Source organism: Aerococcus sp. HMSC23C02 (assembly GCF_001806805.1).
In the GTDB taxonomy this organism is placed as follows: Bacteria; Bacillota; Bacilli; order Lactobacillales; family Aerococcaceae; genus Aerococcus; species Aerococcus sanguinicola.
Genome location: NZ_KV786043.1, coordinates 112,948 through 130,048, shown reverse-complemented (window position 1 = coordinate 130,048; position 17,101 = coordinate 112,948). Strand labels below are relative to the sequence as shown.

Sequence of the window (17,101 nt, the reverse complement as noted above, 5' to 3'; positions counted from 1 at the left end):
TCATCCGAGTCTAACCGCCAAGTCTCACACCCTTGTTAGATTTCGTATTCGCCAATTCGGTTCCAATTTTTGTCGTGAAGGATGATGCGAGCGGGAACCCCTACGGCAGTCGCGTAGGGGGGAACGTCTTCTAGGACGACTGCTCCGGCCCCCACTTTGCTATGGTGGCCGATTGTTACATTACCTAGAATAGTTGCGCCTGTTCCAATTTCCACATAGTCCTTAATCGTTGGATGGCGCTTGCGTCCTTTTTCTTTACCGGTCCCGCCCAGAGTTACGCCATGATAGATTTTAACCTGGTCACCGATCTGGGCAGTTTCCCCGATGACAATGCCCATGCCATGGTCGATAAATAAATTATCACCAATCTCTGCCCCAGGATGAATTTCAATGCCTGTCTCCCGTTTGCTTTTTTCAGACAGGCGACGGGCTTCAAACTTCTCCCCTTCGAGGTAGAGAGCATGGGCTTGGGCATGGTCGCGCAAGGCTTGGATACCGGGATAAAGCTCGTAAACCTCTTGCCAAGATGTTGCGGCAGGATCTTCCTGATAGATATACTGAGCGAGTTCTATCCAGCGCGTCTCGTCCAGGTCCTTAGTCTTCATCGCTATAAACTCCAGATGATAAGTAACGTTCGCCTGTATCTGGTAGGACAGTCAACACATGGTGGTCAGGGCCTAATTCTTTAGCTAAGCGCTGGGCAGATACATAGTTAGCCCCAGAAGAAAAGCCGGCTAAAATGCCATATTTATGGGCTAATTCAACAGCCCCAGCAATAGCGTCCTCATTGGATACTTTATCGATGTAATCGATGACAGATTGGTCAAGGATCTTAGGAATAAAGTTAGCCCCCAAGCCTTGGATCTTGTGAGAGCCTGCCGTTCCTTCAGTAAGGAGTGGTGACGCTTCAGGTTCAACCCCCCAGACTTTGGCATCTGCCTTCTCTTCTTTGAGCACGCGGCCAACGCCCGTTACAGTTCCGCCTGTGCCGATCCCAGCTACGAAGCCATCAATCTCTGGTAGGTCTTCTAAAATTTCACGGGCCGTTGTTTCTACGTGGGCTTGGACATTGGCTTCACGTACAAATTGTCCAAAAACAGGAGCACCGATTTCTTCAGCAATCTCTTCGGCCTTGGCCCCGGCTCCCTTCATTCCTTCGGCACCAGGTGTGAGGATGAGTTCAGCCCCATAAGCTTTCATCAGATTGCGACGTTCGATACTCATGGTTTCAGGCATAACGATAATCACACGCAGTTTTAAAGCCGCGCCTAACATGGCTAGAGCAATCCCCGTATTACCAGAAGTCGATTCGACAATGGCGCCCCCTTCTTCGATTTCCCCGCTATCAATCAAGCTCTGTAAAATATACTTAACCGGACGATCCTTGACAGAACCACCTGGATTACGGGATTCGAGTTTAACATAGATACTAGCGGCATCTTCTGCCGTTTGATCTAATTTAATGACAGGAGTATGGCCAATTGCTTCAGATACATTATTATAAATCATTTAGGTCACCTCATTAAGCTTAACTTATTTTTTGTTAGTTGCCCTTATTGTAGATGGAATCTTCCTTCAGGTCAAGGCAAAAGTCCTCAAATCTTGTTATGATTTTTTCCGAACGCCCCTAATCGCCACAAACAAACAAAAAAACTAGCAGACCGATTCTAGAAGAGCGGTCTGCTAGTTGGAAGTGGATCAATTATGCGAGTTCAGCTCGGGCTGCAGCGAGGGCTTGACGAAGGGCATTAGCTGCTTCATCAACTTCAGCGTTGCTAGCCTTCAAGCTGAGGCGAGTTCCTACAGCCTTGGTGATCACTTTATTTAAATTATTGTAGGCATTGAAAGAAACCTTACCGAGCAATTCGCTATCGCGGATGCTCCGAACTTCACGGATCAAGTCGCGAAGTTCGAGTTTTCTTTCTTTAGAAGCACGGGCATTCAAGGTTGCTTGTGCAATTTCACGAGCTTCATTTAACTGACCCTTAATTTCTTCCATCACAGCTTGGACATCGACTGTTTTAGCGTGAAGGTCTAATTGTAGGCCAACAGCCTTAGTTAATGTTGCATTGAGTGCCGTGTAAACTTCAGTTGGCACATTACCTAAGATTGACCCATCACGTTCAAAGCGGGTGTTCCAAATAAGGTCTTTCAATTCACGTTTAAGGGCATTTGGAGCGATTTGTTGGTCAGCTGGGATGCTTTCTAAGTAAGCAACGGCTTCCCCGTAAGCTGCCTCAAGTTCAGCAACTGCGTCGTCAATTTGGTAAACGCGAGTTTCTGAGTATAATTGAACCCCAACAGCTCGTGTAATGGCCTTGTTTAGCTTGTGGTAAACTTCTAATGGTACTTTAGAAAGAATGTATTCGTCACGTTTGAAGCGGGTGTCCCAGATAGCCTTGTCCAATTTTTCCTTAATATAAGTCGTAGCGATATCTTTAGGGGTGATATTCCGGTAAGCATTACCGAAGACTTCTAAGGCTTCTAATTCATTCAAACGTTTAGTCAAACGTTCTGCCGTTGAGAAAGGATCGACAACAGACATAAAGGCATGGGTAATTTCTAGACCAGCTTTTGAGTGAACGATTTGTGGTTTCATCCGCCATTCTGTCGTTGCTGTTTTAATTAATTCGGCACCCTTGCGCAAGACGCGAGCGCGTAAACGGAAGGTGTTTGGATTGTAGAAGCTGCCTGGGTGGTAGCTAACAACCATACCGTCTGCAACGCTACGTCCGATATCCATAGCCATTTGCCCTAACTTGTCAAGAACATAGTTGACTGGTGTGCCATTGAAAGTTACTTCAGAAGGAATTAATTCAGCAATAGCACCAACGACTTCTGTTGAGAGATAAACATCTTGGCGAACTGCTTCTGCTTTGAGTTCAGCGATACGTTGGATCAATTCACCAATCTTAGTGAAGTTTAAGTTAACAGGTAGGATCGAATCCATGATCGCTCCGATACCAGCAGCAGGCCGTTCCCCTTTTTGTAAGTTTTCTAATAAGCTAAGGACGCTATCTGTTGTCCCAGTTACTTTGCCCACTAATTTCTCAAAATCTTCGAAGCTAAAAGCAGGCTTGTCTTCACCAGCTGCATAGAAAGAAAAGCCAGAAGCTCGGCTAACACTTGGTTGGCCTTCTACGATGTGGTGAGTTTCGCTTTCATCTGGTCCTAATTCGCCGTAACGGATCACAAATTTAGAAAGTTCTTCTAGAAGTTCGTGATCTAATTTATTGTCTACGAGAACTTCCCCTAAGGTCTTCAAAACGTCTTCGCTAGCCGCACGGTCTTCGTCTTGAACTGATACAGCAATAGCAACAGATAGAACTTTATTGAAGCCTTCAGGATTTTCCTTAGCGAAATTTTCTAATGCAGCGAAATCAATAGCCTCTTCTTCTGCAGGCGCTTCGTCAACGTCTACTGTTTCTTTTTCACTTTTTGCAGCTTCTTCACTGCTATCTTTACTTTCTACTTTTGATTCCTTGCTTGTTTCTTTGTCAGCGTCTTTGCTGTCAGCTTTTTCACTAGCTTTATTTTCTTCTACAGAATCTGTAGCTTCCTTGGCTGGAGCTTCAGGACGAGCTGCGTCTTCTTTTTCAACTGCTTCAGCAGGAGCCGCTGGAGCTTGGTCTGAAACAGCAGCTTCAGCTGCCTTTTCTTCTACAGGATTTTCAGGTGCCATTTCAGCTAATTCTGCTTCCAGAGCTTTAAGCTCTTCTTCTGGTAGAGCTGTTTCAGCTTTTGCTTCTGCTTCAATGCTTTGCTCTTTTTCAGGAACAACGGGATTAACAGTTTCTGCAGGCTCAACTTCAACGCTTGATTCCACATCCGCTTGTCCTGCGCCAGCTTGGTCAACTTCAGCTGCTAACACAGCTTCTTGTGAAGCAAAGAGTAAACCGATACCGAATGCCAAAGATGCGGCACCCAAACTTACCTTACGACTTAACATAGTATGTGAATGAGCTTTAGATTTATTCATCTTCATCTTCCTCCTAAATTCACGATAAACTAAGCGACAACACCAGCAATCATCCTAAGCGCTTACAAGGATGATATAAAACAAAAAAGAAACAATTTATGTATCATTTCTTATCTATAGTTTATGCCCTTAAAATGCATTTGTCACCCTTTTGGTAAAAGTTATTTTAAAAAATATTAAAGAAAGCTTTAATATCAAGCTTTCATAATCTTATAGGAAGACACTATTGTATTTTTTGTACATGGTCAGGAACTAAATGTCGAACAATTAATGTATTATTTTTATAAAAAAAGCCGGTGCACAACTTGTGTGCACCGCACTCTTCTTCATTCGTCATTTACTTTTCCTCTTTTTGGTTGATTTTGGAGTCGAGACGTTCCAATTGCTTGCGGGCAAAATCGCGTCCCCCTAAACCGAAGGCCAGCGCAAAGGCAACCGAAGCCCCGCCCACAATTAACATGAAGCCAATATTAACAATAGAAGCGGCGAATTGTAATTGGTCTAAGGCCATAAAGATGGCTAAGATGACCAAAGCGTATTGAACAGTATTAGCTAAAAATTTAGACCCTGTCGATTCTCTAAGGAAATTAGCCAACAAGTTCCCACCAATGACGCCCAGGCAAAGGATAGCGATAGCAGACAGAACTAAAGGCAAGTAGGCAATCACCGCTTGGCCGATCTGTGAGAGAACATCAAGCTGTAAGACATTTAAGGCTTGAACTAAGAAGAAAATACCAATAACAGCCTTTACTGCATGTCCTAAGATAGCGCTTAGCTGAAGGGAATGGGCATCTTCCTTAACATTAAGATACTTAGTGAAACGGTCAATATTAGCCGCACTCAATAAGTTTTCCACTAAGTCGCCGATCAACTTGGCAAGTAGAGCGCCTACACTCACAAGGACCAGGGCTACTAGGATATTCGGAATAGCAGCCAACATGGTATTGAGTAGGTTAACGATTGGTTTCGCAATTGATTCAATCCCCAAAACCTCTAGCGCAGCCGTCAATAAGGGGATAAAGAGTAAGACATAAACTAGCATAGCTAGACCCTTAGCCACTTGTTGGCCCTTGCTGCGGGTCTGGCCTTCTTCAGGATCAGTCTGCAGAAGCCCTGCCAACTTACCGTCAATATTGACCCGCTCTAAGAGATTTTGTACAATATCGCGGACAAAACCGCAGAAGTAGAAAGCTAATACTAAGATCAGAATTGAACCAATGATATTGGGGATGAAGGCAAAGAACTTATCGAACATATTAGTGATTGGTTCCATGACCCCTCCAATATTCAAGCCTTGTAAGATGGCAGGCAGGAAGAAGACAAAAACTAAAAAGTAAGCGACCTTGGCAATTGTCTGGAGCAAGCCCCTAGCATCCGTTTCATCCTGGGCTACGCCCCAGCTTAAGAAGCGTTGGTCAGCGTGGATAGCTTCCAGACCCTTGAAGGTTAACTTACGAACAATCACAGCGATAATCCAAGCGACCAGTAAGAGTAAAACCGTTCCTAAAATATTAGGAATCGCCGAAAGAATCGGCTCTAAAAAAGCATTTATGGCATCCATTTCTTATTCCTCCTATTCTTATGATAGTTTTAGTATAACAATTATTAAGAAAGTTTTAAAACGAAAGCGTTTCTTTTTTATAACTATTATTTATCCAATCTATATAGGCGGAGAAAAAAGATCAGCTAACAGGGTACAGAGCCCTCTAGCTGATCTTTGATGAATAATGATTTTTTAAACTAATCAACTCGTTTATAGTTCTAAATTCTTATTCCCACTCAATGGTCGATGGTGGCTTACTGGTGATGTCATAGACGACGCGGTTGATCCCAGAGACTTCATTGACAATCCGGCGGCTAATGGTATCTAAGAGCTCATGCGGTAAGCGGGACCATTCGGCTGTCATCCCATCAATAGATGTGATGGCTCGGATACCAATCGTATATTCATAAGTTCGCTGATCGCCCATGACGCCGACGGATTTGAAGCCTGGCAGTACCGTAAAGTATTGCCAAACATCGCGTTCCAAACCATTCTTAGCAATTTCTTCGCGCAGGATAGCATCGGATTCACGCACAATGTGTAATTTTTCTTCCGTAACTTCTCCGATTACACGGATGGCTAGACCAGGACCTGGGAAGGGTTGGCGCCAAACAATTGGATCTGGCATACCTAAGGCTGTTCCTAAAGCACGGACTTCATCCTTGAAGAGGGTATTCAGCGGCTCAATTAATTCAAAGCTCATGTCTTCTGGCAGACCGCCAACATTATGGTGGGATTTAATCGTTTGAGCAGTTTCTGTCCCTGATTCAATGACATCGGTATAGAGGGTCCCTTGGGCAAGGAAGTCTACTCCATTTAGTTTGGTCGCTTCGTCATTAAAAACTTCAATAAATTCATTACCGATAATCTTACGTTTTCTTTCAGGGTCTTCAACTCCAGCTAATTTGCCAAGGAAGCGGTCTGCAGCATCCGCTTTAATGATGTTTAAGCCAAATTTGCCACCTAAAGTTTCCATCACTTGGTCAGCTTCACCCTTACGCAAGAGCCCATGGTCCACAAAGATGCAGACAAGCTGGTCGCCAATAGCCCGTTGGAGAAGCACACCCACTACGGATGAATCCACACCGCCAGAAAGTCCCAAGAGCACCTTGCGATCGCCCACAAGTTCTTGAATTTCTGCTGTCTTGATTTGAATAAAGTCTTCCATAGACCAATCCCCTGAAGCACCGCAGATATTGAAGACAAAGTTACGTAACATTTGGTTACCGTTTACAGAAGCGCGAACCTCTGGGTGGAATTGGAAACCGTAAATCTGTTCCGCTTCATTCTCAAAAGCAGCGGCTGGGCTATGGGGAGCAACCCCAGTAATTTCAAAGCCTTCAGGAATTTCAGCAATCCGGTCCCCATGGCTCATCAATACTTGCTCTTCCTCTTCTAAACCAGCAAAGATTTTAGAATCTGTTTTCTTGATGGTCATTTCTTGTTGGCCGTATTCCCGCTTATCGGAAGCTTCAACTCGGCCACCCAGTTTTTGGGTGATCAATTGCATGCCGTAACAAATACCGAGGATAGGAATACCTAAGTCAAAGATGCCAGCATCGACATCAAAGGCGCCATCAGCATAGACAGAATTAGGGCCTCCAGATAAGATAATCCCTTTGACATTACCTTCTGCTTGGATCTCTTCTGCCGACAAGCGATGGGATAGTAGTTCTGAATACACACCAAACTCACGGATGCGACGGGTAATTAACTGATTGTACTGACTGCCGTAGTCGAGCACAATAATTTTTTCTACAGCTTTCATACTTTCATTTACTGCCACTTTTCCACTCTCCTTTATTTCCTGGACAGCTCAATACATAAGCGTCTCATTATAATGTAGTGTATACGTTTAGCCACGAAGATGCAATAAATCTTTTTTAATATTTTGATGAATTCAATTGAGATTCACCATTCTCCTTCGTGTTTTGCTTACAAATATTGTACAATAGATAGGAATGGAAATGGAAGTGAGACAAATTGAAAAGAGGAATAGGTAAAGCCCACGGAAAAATTATTTTAAGTGGTGAGCACAGTGTGGTCTATGGCTACCGTGCCCTCGCCCTACCGATTGAAGCCGTCACCATCCAAGTTAGCCTAGAAGAATCTTCTGGGCCGACTTTTCTTATGAGTGAACTCTACCAGGGAGCCCTAACGGCGGCACCTAGTCATTTAGATAACCTCCGTCAACTCTGGCAAAGTCTACAGGAAGACCACAACGACCGAGGAGATTTTTTGATCCGCATTGAAAGTAATATTCCCGCCGAACGCGGTATGGGAAGCTCCGCAGCTGTTGCAGTTGCCTTGATTCGAGCCTATTATGATTTTTACGATGCGGACTTAGACCAGGAAAGTCTCTTAGCTTATGCTGATCTGGCGGAGACGATTAGCCATGGTAATCCCAGCGGTCTAGATGCTCGTTTAACTGTCTTAAACCGTCCCCTCTCCTACCAGAAAGGACAAAGCATGGAAGTTTTTTACTTCCAGACACCTTATTATTTGCTGGTAGCTGACACTGGGATTCCAGGCAATACCAAGGAGGCGGTGGCAGGCATCCGCCAAGCTCTGGACAGCGAACATCCGTCCCGCCACTTAGCCGCTAAAGCAGCCCTAGAAGAACTCGGCCAAGCAAGCGAGGACCTCTACCAGCACTTAAGCGGAAATGCTCCCGCTAGCTTAAAAGCGATTGCGCAAAGCCTGCAGTCTTCTCAGGTCAACCTCCAAGCCCTCCAAGTTTCCAGCCCCGAGCTAGACATGGGCATCCGCCTCTGCCTCAACCATGGGGCTGCTGCCGCCAAACTCACAGGAGGGGGTAAAGGGGGCTGTTTTATTGCCCTCACGCAAAGCCAAAAAGAAGCAGAAGACCTAGGCCAAAGCTTAGTTACTAAAGAAATGATTGTTGACTACTGGCTTATCCCACTAGCCAGTCCGGAACCGAGCTAAGGAGGATATTATGACGACTTACCAAGGCATGGCGCGTGCCCATACAAATATTGCACTGATTAAATATTGGGGAAAGGCGGATAGCGAACTCTTCATTCCCATGAATAGCTCCCTTTCCCTCACCCTAGATGCCTTATATACGGATACCAAAGTTTGCTTCTCAGAAGAGTTAAAACAAGATAGCTTCTGTCTGAATGGGGAAGAACAAGCTGAAGGGGCCGTCGCTAAAATTAGCCGCTTTTTAGACTTCTTCAGAAACCTAGCCCAACTTGACCTGCCTTGCCGGGTGGAGAGCGTCAACCATGTGCCAACAGGAGCAGGCCTAGCCAGTTCGGCTTCTGCCTTTGCGGCGCTAGCAGCTGCCTGTCGCCAGGCTTTGACCTTAGACTTGACCGACCAAGAACTATCAACTTATGCTAGACGAGGGTCAGGTTCAGCCACCCGCAGCATCTTCCCAGGCTTTGTCAAATGGGAAAAAGGAGACCGCCATGAAAACTCCCGTGCCGTCCCGCTTGATCCAGCTGACTGGGGGGTAGCCATGGTTATCCTAGCCCTCAATACCCAGCACAAAAAAATTCCTTCTCGACAAGGCATGGCCCATACGATTGAGACCTCTGCCTTCTACCCCGCTTGGCCCCGTCTCGCCGAGAAACATCTCAAAGAGATAGAGGCTGCTATCCAGCGCCGCGACCTAAAAGCTATCGGACAGATTGCGGAAGCCAACGCTATGGCCATGCATGCGACCATGCTCGCTTCTAACCCGCCCTTTACTTACTTTGAACCGGCTAGTTTGGAAGCCATGGACCAGGTCAGAAGCCTGCGTGACCAAGGCTATACAGCCTACTTTACCATGGACGCAGGCCCCAATATCAAAGTCCTCTGCCCGGCTTCTGAAAGTCAGGAGATTGCCCAGGCTATGGAAGAAGCCTTCCCAGAGGCCAAAGTGATCACAAGCCAGGTAGGCCCTGGTATCCAGACCCTCGACCACTGGCCCTATTAAAAACATTTAGAAAGGAATTGTTTATGAAAAATTGTCATGTTAAAGTACCCGGGAAATTATTCTGGGCAGGAGAATATGCTGTGACTAAAAGCCAGCAGAAGGCCCTCGTTGCAGCTGTCGATGCCTTTCTCAAGCTAGAGATTGAAGCAAGTGACCAGAATGAAGTCATCAGTGATCTGGCTGCTGAAAAGCTTACTTGGTCCAGAACCAATGCTGGTAAAATTGTCAGCACCAGTCTAGGAGCCGATAAGTTCGAGCTCATCTGGGAGGGCATTCGCCTGGCCGAACGGTACTTGCAAGCTAAGTATCCTGATCTCGAACTTGGCAGCTACCGGCTCCGCATAAAAAGCCAGCTCCATGACCAGGAAGGCCATAAGTATGGCCTAGGCTCTAGCGGGGCTGTTCTGGTAGCCTGTCTCTGGGGGATCCTCCAAGCCTTCTCTGACATCCCAGAAAGTCCGTCCGCCGCTGACCGGCTCAAAGTCTTTAAACTAGCAGCCATTGCAGAGTCCCGCTTAAAGATGAAAGGCTCATTCGGCGACCTAGCTGCTGCAAGCCATGGGGGCCTCCTCCTCTATCAAAATTTTGACCGAAAATGGTTTCGCCGGGCCAAGAAAACAACCGGACAAGATGTTCTCAAATTATTAGATAGCGACTGGCCTGGCCTCACTATCCAAAGTTTAGCCTTCCCCGATGATTGGGCTTTCTATGCCTTCTGGGTGGGGCAGGAAGCCTCAACTGAAAAGCTCCTTAAGCGCCAGCAGACCCAGCTCAGCCAGGACTTTTTGGACCAGTCTCAAGAACTTGTCGAAGCCCTTGCCCAAGACTTAGAAAAGGGAGATTTTACCAACTTTAATCGCCACTTAAGTGCTAACCAAGACCTGATTGAAGACCAATTACAGAGCCAGGGCTCCTACTATGCCAGCCCGGCTTTAGAAGAGGTCGTCAACTCAGCCAGAGAAGCTGGCCTAGCCGCCAAGGTATCGGGTGCCGGCCAAGGCGACTGTGCCATCGCTATCGCTCCCAACCGCTCCAGTGCACAGACCTTCCTTGAAGAGGCTCAAGCAAAGGGCTTGAACCACCTAGATTTAAAAATTTATTTCGTATAAAAGATAGAGGTGATATTTACGATGACTAACCGGAAAGATGACCATGTCAGAGAGGCTGCTGCCAACTATAAAGAAGAAAAGATCAGCGATTTTGACCATGTGCGTTTCGTCCACAACAGTATGGGCCAATTAGCAGAGGAAGATATTGACCTCTCCAGCCACTGGTTGGATCAAGATTTCCCTCTCCCCTTCTACATCAATGCCATGACTGGAGGGAGCGAATGGACCCGCGAAATTAATGGGCGATTAGCTCGATTAGCCCAGGCTCTCAAACTCCCTATGGCTAGCGGGTCTCTGTCAGCTGCCCTCAAGGATCCCCAACAAGAAACTTCTTTTCGCATTATTCGTGAGATATATCCAGAGGGCTTCATCTTAGCCAATGTGGGGGCTGACCGGAATGGCCAGGACGCCAAAAAAGCTGTCGAAATTCTTGAAGCAGACGCCCTCCAAGTCCACCTAAACCTCCCCCAGGAAATCGTCATGCCCGAAGGCGATCGGGATTTTCGGCGGATCAGGGACCACTTACTGGATATCAAAGACCAGGTCAAGGTCCCCATCGTCATTAAAGAAGTGGGATTTGGCATGAGCCGAGAAACCATTAATGAACTCTACCAATTAGGTTTCTCGACCATCGATATCAGCGGCCGGGGTGGGACTAACTTTGCCCAAATTGAAAATCAGAGACGCCCCGACCAAGATTTTGCCGAACTTTTTGACTGGGGGCAAAGCACTGTGGTCAGTCTCTTAGAAGCCAGCCAGGCACCCTCTGACCTCACCCTGCTAGCTTCGGGAGGGGTCCGCCAACCTCTCGATATGGTTAAGGCACTGAGCCTAGGCGCCCAAGCAGTCGGTATGAGCGGCTACTTCCTCCAGCTCGTTCTCAACCATGATCTAGCAGACAGCCTGCAAAAAGTCCAAGAATTCACTGATAAGCTGAAGCTGATCTACCTCCTGCTTAACTGCCGCAATAGCCAAGAGCTCAAACAGCTAGACCTAGTCCTCAGCGCTGGGCCTTGGCACTGGGCCCAAGTCCGAGGCATTGATGCCCAGGCGCTAGCCCAACGCTCACAGCAGAGAGACCGCTAATTCATAGACAAGCAAAAATGCAGACCTTAGAGTCAAAGTCGACTCCAAGGTCTGCATTTTCTTAAAAAATAAAATAAAGTAAACTAATCGTTAGCACCCCAGCTAAAACCGTTTTGATTAAGTCTTTGGTCATATATGCCACAATAATAGCAACCAGCGAAGCGATGAGCTTGAGATTGACCAAGGGATTCAGGCTAAAGTCTTCCTCCCAAAAGAAAATATCACAAGTAATCATCGCTGTAAACAAAGTAATCGGTACATAGGGCATGGCCAAGCGGATAGACAAGGGTAAGTCAGCCTTACGGGTCAAAACACCCGGGATCACCCGCATCAAAACCGATAGCCCGCCAATAATCAGAATAAGAAGGGTTAGGCTCATAAAGACAGATCTCCTTTCTCTTCCAATAAATGCCGGTCCATGCGATAAGCCAGGTAGCTTGCCAAAAGGGTCACCAGGACAATCACTAGACTCGAAGGTGCGAAGAGCCTTAAGACCAGACTCATCGCAAGGCTGATAAGGGTTATTGAGAAAGTTTTGCGGCTCTTAATCTGAGGGATTAAGAGGCCGATAAACATGGCGATGAGCACATAGTTTACGATAACCGTTGGGAAGGCAAAGAACTGACCCAAGATAGCCCCCGCAACCGTCCCACACAGCCAGGTGAGGTAAGTAGTCAGGGCAAGATAGAAGGCCTGGTCGAAGGTCCATTCGCCTTGCCCCTGGTCAGCTTCTTGGAAGTTCACAACATTTAGGGCATAGGATTCATCGGCTGTAAACTGGCTGAGCCAGGCTAATTTCCAGGTCTTTTCCTGAGGTAAATAGGAAGCTAGGGAAGAGGTCAGAAGCATCTGGCGGGAGTTAAGCAGTAAGACTAAGCCGATAATGACCCAAGTTGAGGCCCCAGCTAGGACCAAAGAAGCTAGCATAAATTGTGCTGCCCCGCCAAAGATTAAAAGCGAGCTAAGAGCAACCTGCCAGTAAGACAGACCTGCACTGGCTAAGAGGACTCCACAAGCGATGGACAAAGGAATATAGGCAATGATAACTGGCCAAGCCTGTTGGACAGCCTGCTTGAAGTACTGGTTCATACAATCCCTCCTCCACTAACTTTGTTGGACTTCGCGGTCATAGTCCATAAATTTACGGATAAAGGTATAGGGATCCACGAGACCGATGCGCTTGGCAAAGACAGAGAGAGAGCTTTCCCTCAAGGCCGCTTGGTCGACTAAATTCTCGTTAGAAGTCACATAAACAGGATCCGTATCTGCAATGATTTCCCCTTCGGACATCACGAGACAGCGTCGGGTATAGGCTAAGAGCACTTCCACATCATGGGTGTTCATAATCACAGCAATTCCCTTCTCTTGGTTGATCCGGTAAAGACTACCCATAAAGTCAACCATATGCTTGTAGTCTTGGCCCTCCGTCGGCTCATCGATAATAATGAGCTCGGGGTCCTTCAAGAGCACACAAGCCAGAAGCAAGTGTTTGAGCTGGCCATAGCTTAAAAATTTCAACGGATAATGCTTAAGATGGTCAAAGCCAATTGCAGAAAGAAGCTGGTTGAAGAGGGCTTCCTTATCTGGTGAGAGTTGGCAGCCAGCTTCTTGATAGTTGGCATAGAACTTCTCCAATTGCTCCCATGGGGTCGCCCCAACGATCAAAGGCCTAAAATTCTGAGGCAGGTAGGCAATCTTATTTTTAACCTTCTGCCGGTTAGCGGCGGTTATTTCCTGCCCATGCCAGAAGACCTGGCCTTGGTCCGCTTCTAGGCACTGGCTGAGAATCCGACTGAGGGTTGTTTTCCCCGCCCCATTGGCTCCAACTACACTAAGCATTTCCCCCTGACAAATCTTCAAATCAAGGTCTTTAAGGGCATGGTTTTTATGATTGTAGTGGTAGGAAACATCTTCCAAGCGGATAAGTTCTTCCGTCGATTCTTGATAACGAAAACTAGGAATAGAGAGGGCCCAGTCTTCCATAACATCTTTTAATTTAGGGCCAGATATGTGGTTGACATGGGCGATATGGTGGACTTGGTCGAGGGGATAGCCGGCATAGCGCATGGACGTCACATAGAGGGGCTCCCGCACATCAAGATTGGCTAGGATCGCATGGTGGAGTAAGTCTGATAAAGAACCATCGAAGACCAGACGGCCGCCTAGTAAAACCAGGACGCGGTCAATATGCCGGTACATCATCTGTTCTAAACGATGTTCAACAACCACAATTGTCGACTGAGTTTTCATATGGAAGTCATCCAAGGCATCGACAAAGTGCTCCGCCGCTCTCGGTGCCAAATTTGCCAGGGGCTCATCAAAGATATAGACCTTCTTGTGGTCCTTGATATGGTCCATCATCCGGTAGAGGTCTTGCTCGCCAGCAGACAAATCATTGAAAGACCGTTCTTGGGAATCCTTAGCCAATAAAGACCAAATTTGTTTAGTGAAATCTCCTTCATCTTGAGGGGCTAGGTCCACTAGCTCTTGATCGGCTGAATCTTCTGAAATAAAGTCAGCGATATCCTTCCCTTTAAAGCTTTCCACGTTATGATCACAGTAGCTCACGCTGCCTTCGATCTTTCCAGGATTAGCTGCTGTCCCTAATTCTTGGTTCAAGGCCTTAAGAAAACTTGTCTTGCCTGACCCATTTGCCCCCAATACAAGGACCTTTTCTCCCTTTTCAATGGTCAAGTTAATGTCTTTAAGGGCTGGGAACTGTGCCCCAGCATAAGTAAAAGAAAAATTATTAAATTTAATCCAGGCTTCCCCCATCCTTGCCAACTCCTTTCGCCAAATACTGCTAAGGCCTTATTCCTCTCCAGCAGTGATTTAAAATAAAAAACACAAATAAACTTCTCCATGTATTTTAACATAATTTTAACACAGAAGAAGTTTATCTGATTGATTCATGTTAAGTTTTATCTCTAGTCGCGGCCAATAATCCGCACTTCTGTCTCTAAGTCGACGCCATAGCGGTCCTTAACCACATCTTGGACATGGGCAATGACGGCTAGATAGTCAGTCGCTGTGGCCTGGCCGATGTTCACGATAAAGCCCGCATGTTTTAATGAAACTTGGGCCCCACCAACCGTATAGCCTTGGAGGCCGGCCTCTTGAATCAGCTGGCCCGTGTAATGTCCCTCAGGCCGTTTGAAGACACTGCCACAAGAAGGCAGGTCCAGCGGCTGCTTGGATTCGCGTAAGTGGGTCAATTCAGCCATCCGCGACTCAATGGCGTCTGGATCCGCAGAATGGAGCTGCATATGCACCCTAACGACAACCCCGCCATTCTCCTGAAAACAGCTATGCCGGTAAGCAAAGTCAAGCTCTTGAAGAGTGAGCTGACGCAGACTGCCTCTTTGATCGACATAGTCCACACTGGATACAATATCAGCCATCTCGCCGCCATAAGCACCCGCATTCATAAAGACGGCGCCGCCCAGACTCCCCGGAATCCCACAGGCAAATTCTAGCCCACCGAGGCTGTGGTCGGCAGCTAGGCGGCTGACATCAATCAAGCGGGCTCCCGCTTCAACAACCAAACTCTGGTCTTGGACCTCAGCTGCCTTCATATCTGTTAAGATCATGACGATCCCTTCAATGCCGCCATCCCGAACAATTAAATTGCTGGAATTGCCCAATACCATGATAGGGATCTGTTCGGTTTTAGCGTATGACACAAAATCTTGAACTTCCGCAATGGTCTGAGGAAAAACCAGGATATCGGCCGGTCCCCCTGTGCGTGTATAGGAATAAGAGCTCAAGGCCTCATCGAACTTAACCTTTGCTTGAGGAAAATGCTCAAGAAATTTATCTTTCATCACTTAACGATCACCTTTCCCGCCTAATCAATACTTTCGTCCCTCCATCATACCACAAGTCCAAATAAATGAAAAGATAGCTTAAATATTTGGCCCATCCTAGTCTTAAGCCTTATAATTTGCTAAAATAGATGCATTGACCAGCTCTTAGCCAAAATACTATAAGAAAGGACAATGACTCATGACCAAAGAAAGACGTCAGGCCCTCTTGATGACTGCCCTCAGCCTCTTCTTTTCGGCTAAACAATTGATGGCAGACCCCCAGTCTTTAAACCACTGGAACCTCATTTTGAGCCTCCTCATCCCTATCGTTGCTATCATTTTTTCACTCAATGACCAGGCTGCTCGTTGGCGCTGGGGCCTCGCCCTCGCTAATCTCTTCTTATTCTTCTTCATGCTCGCTATCACCTTTAAAGCATGGTAAAAAATAGCCAGGGCCCAAGTCTCCTCCAACTTCATCAATGAAGTTAAAGCTGAGATTAGGTCACTGGCTATTTTTTTATTGGTCTTCGCTGTCATCCACCCGACGTCCCATCATCAAGACATCCTGGTAACTTTCTTGACAGAACATTGCAGCAGGGGTCTTGCCAATCAATTCAAAATCAAAGTGTTCATAGAGCTTGATGGCACGAATGTTCTCCGCATTCACTTCCAAGCGCAGATAGCGTAAGGAAGGGCTCTCCTCTGCCCACTCGATCATATCTTCCATCATCACCCGGCTGAGACCCATGCCCCAGAAGCGACGGAGAAGACAAATGCCGATCTCTCCGACATGACCTGTCTTGGGATTGGTCGGTGCACCAATACTAGCGACCCCAATAATCTCCCCATTAAGGCTAGCCAGCAAGAGGCGGTTATTGGTCGTCTCTTGAATTTGTTTCAGATAACGCGTCTCCTGTTCTTGGTTAATCCCTAGACCTTCCTCATCGAAGGTCAAATAAGGACTCTCAGCCCCAACCTGGCGGTAAAAATCTAATAGTTGCTTAGCATGCTTGGGCTGGCCATCTTCAAAAACAATTTCGATTTCTTCTTTCTTCATAACTAGCAATACTCCTCTTCTATAATCCGGGCCAGTTGCTTACCCCGCGGTCCAAAGCCTTCAAAATGCACTTGGCGGTCATCCTCCTGGCCCTTGCTAATGCTTAGCCACAAATAATTCGTCGATAAGTCCTCTTCAATAAATTGTGGCCACTCGATAACCGTTAAGCCGTCCCCTTCTAAATACTCTTCCAGTCCCATACCCTCAGCCCCTGTCTCTTCCAAACGGTAGGCATCCATATGGTAGAGCGGAAGCCGGCCAGATTGGTATTCACGGATAATGGTAAAAGTTGGGCTCTTAATATTCCCAGAAATTCCCAGCCCTTCTGCTAAGTAACGGGTGAAGGTGGTCTTTCCTGCTCCTAGGTCCCCAGCCAAGCAAATAATATCGCCGGCTTTAACATAGGAAGCTAAATAGTGGGCAAAGGATTGCGTGTCGGCCTCCCCCTGCCAATTCAAAGTCGCAGACATCCTATCCACTCCTTTCATTATATTGTCGATTAGTCTTATTTTATCACCAAAGCAAGAAGGGAGCAAAAAGAAAAGAGAGTGTGACAAAAGTCGATCAGGCCTGAA

16 protein-coding genes are annotated in these 17,101 nt (G+C 46.7%); 5 read left to right on the top strand and 11 right to left on the bottom strand.

Translation table 11 applies throughout. From position 1 onward, the window contains the following. Positions 1–35 precede the first annotated feature (35 nt). The 5 genes from epsC to guaA all read right to left on the bottom strand — a co-directional run bounded on the left by epsC (position 36) and on the right by guaA (position 7,290). A complete protein-coding gene (epsC, locus tag HMPREF3090_RS01995) occupies positions 36–605 on the bottom strand; it encodes a serine O-acetyltransferase EpsC (protein ID WP_067975798.1) in 570 nt (189 codons plus the stop codon). Further along, a complete protein-coding gene (gene cysK, locus HMPREF3090_RS01990) occupies positions 595–1,509 on the bottom strand; it encodes a cysteine synthase A (RefSeq protein ID WP_067975794.1) in 915 nt (304 codons plus the stop codon). The genes epsC and cysK overlap by 11 nt, the downstream gene beginning before the upstream one ends. A 193-nt stretch (positions 1,510–1,702) precedes the next feature. Continuing rightward, positions 1,703–3,979 carry a CAMP factor family pore-forming toxin gene (locus tag HMPREF3090_RS01985; RefSeq protein ID WP_070485807.1) on the bottom strand — a complete coding sequence of 759 codons (2,277 nt, stop codon included), beginning with the start codon at positions 3,977–3,979 and terminating at the stop codon, positions 1,703–1,705. A 337-nt stretch (positions 3,980–4,316) separates the two neighbouring features. Further along, on the bottom strand, positions 4,317–5,540 hold the full coding sequence (locus HMPREF3090_RS01980) for a mechanosensitive ion channel (RefSeq protein WP_067975787.1): 1,224 nt from the start codon (positions 5,538–5,540) through the stop codon (positions 4,317–4,319). A 208-nt stretch (positions 5,541–5,748) separates the two neighbouring features. Next, positions 5,749–7,290, bottom strand: coding sequence for a glutamine-hydrolyzing GMP synthase (gene guaA, locus HMPREF3090_RS01975; RefSeq protein ID WP_067976615.1), 1,542 nt, complete (start codon positions 7,288–7,290; stop codon positions 5,749–5,751). Positions 7,291–7,505: 215 nt separating this feature from the next. On the opposite strand from guaA, the gene mvk reads away from it, so the two are divergent. From mvk to fni, 4 genes are read left to right on the top strand one after another with little or no spacing between them, the layout of a single operon-like run. Further along, positions 7,506–8,468 (top strand): mevalonate kinase, encoded by a 963-nt coding sequence (gene mvk / locus HMPREF3090_RS01970; protein WP_070485805.1) that lies wholly within the window; start codon positions 7,506–7,508, stop codon positions 8,466–8,468. A 10-nt stretch (positions 8,469–8,478) separates the two neighbouring features. Further along, positions 8,479–9,468, top strand: a complete 990-nt coding sequence (mvaD, locus tag HMPREF3090_RS01965; protein ID WP_067975780.1) for a diphosphomevalonate decarboxylase — start codon at positions 8,479–8,481, stop codon at positions 9,466–9,468. A gap of 23 nt (positions 9,469–9,491) precedes the next feature. Then, positions 9,492–10,577, top strand: coding sequence for a phosphomevalonate kinase (locus tag HMPREF3090_RS01960; RefSeq protein ID WP_083272346.1), 1,086 nt, complete (start codon positions 9,492–9,494; stop codon positions 10,575–10,577). Between the two features lie 21 nt (positions 10,578–10,598). After that, the gene (gene fni / locus HMPREF3090_RS01955; RefSeq protein ID WP_067975772.1) at positions 10,599–11,663 is read left to right on the top strand and encodes a type 2 isopentenyl-diphosphate Delta-isomerase; all 1,065 of its coding nucleotides are present in this window, start codon (positions 10,599–10,601) and stop codon (positions 11,661–11,663) included. A gap of 61 nt (positions 11,664–11,724) precedes the next feature. Here the strand turns inward: fni and HMPREF3090_RS01950 are convergent, their stop codons facing one another. The 4 genes from HMPREF3090_RS01950 to murB all read right to left on the bottom strand — a co-directional run bounded on the left by HMPREF3090_RS01950 (position 11,725) and on the right by murB (position 15,490). Beyond that, the gene (locus HMPREF3090_RS01950) at positions 11,725–12,042 is read right to left on the bottom strand and encodes an AzlD domain-containing protein (RefSeq protein ID WP_067975769.1); all 318 of its coding nucleotides are present in this window, start codon (positions 12,040–12,042) and stop codon (positions 11,725–11,727) included. Next, a complete protein-coding gene (locus HMPREF3090_RS01945) occupies positions 12,039–12,752 on the bottom strand; it encodes an AzlC family ABC transporter permease (RefSeq protein ID WP_070485803.1) in 714 nt (237 codons plus the stop codon). Before HMPREF3090_RS01945 ends, HMPREF3090_RS01950 begins: the two co-directional genes overlap by 4 nt. Positions 12,753–12,767: 15 nt before the next feature. Then, the gene (locus HMPREF3090_RS01940) at positions 12,768–14,438 is read right to left on the bottom strand and encodes an ATP-binding cassette domain-containing protein (protein ID WP_070485799.1); all 1,671 of its coding nucleotides are present in this window, start codon (positions 14,436–14,438) and stop codon (positions 12,768–12,770) included. A gap of 152 nt (positions 14,439–14,590) precedes the next feature. After that, a complete protein-coding gene (murB, locus tag HMPREF3090_RS01935) occupies positions 14,591–15,490 on the bottom strand; it encodes a UDP-N-acetylmuramate dehydrogenase (protein WP_101603535.1) in 900 nt (299 codons plus the stop codon). Between the two features lie 178 nt (positions 15,491–15,668). On the opposite strand from murB, the gene HMPREF3090_RS01930 reads away from it, so the two are divergent. Next, a complete protein-coding gene (locus HMPREF3090_RS01930) occupies positions 15,669–15,911 on the top strand; it encodes a hypothetical protein (RefSeq protein ID WP_067975756.1) in 243 nt (80 codons plus the stop codon). Between the two features lie 75 nt (positions 15,912–15,986). Here the strand turns inward: HMPREF3090_RS01930 and HMPREF3090_RS01925 are convergent, their stop codons facing one another. Continuing rightward, entirely contained in the window at positions 15,987–16,526 is a 540-nt protein-coding gene (locus HMPREF3090_RS01925) for a GNAT family N-acetyltransferase (RefSeq protein ID WP_067975752.1), read from the bottom strand. Positions 16,527–16,528: 2 nt separating this feature from the next. Next, complete coding sequence (tsaE, locus tag HMPREF3090_RS01920) at positions 16,529–16,996, bottom strand: tRNA (adenosine(37)-N6)-threonylcarbamoyltransferase complex ATPase subunit type 1 TsaE (protein ID WP_067975747.1); 468 nt, start codon at positions 16,994–16,996, stop codon at positions 16,529–16,531. Positions 16,997–17,101 lie beyond the last annotated feature (105 nt).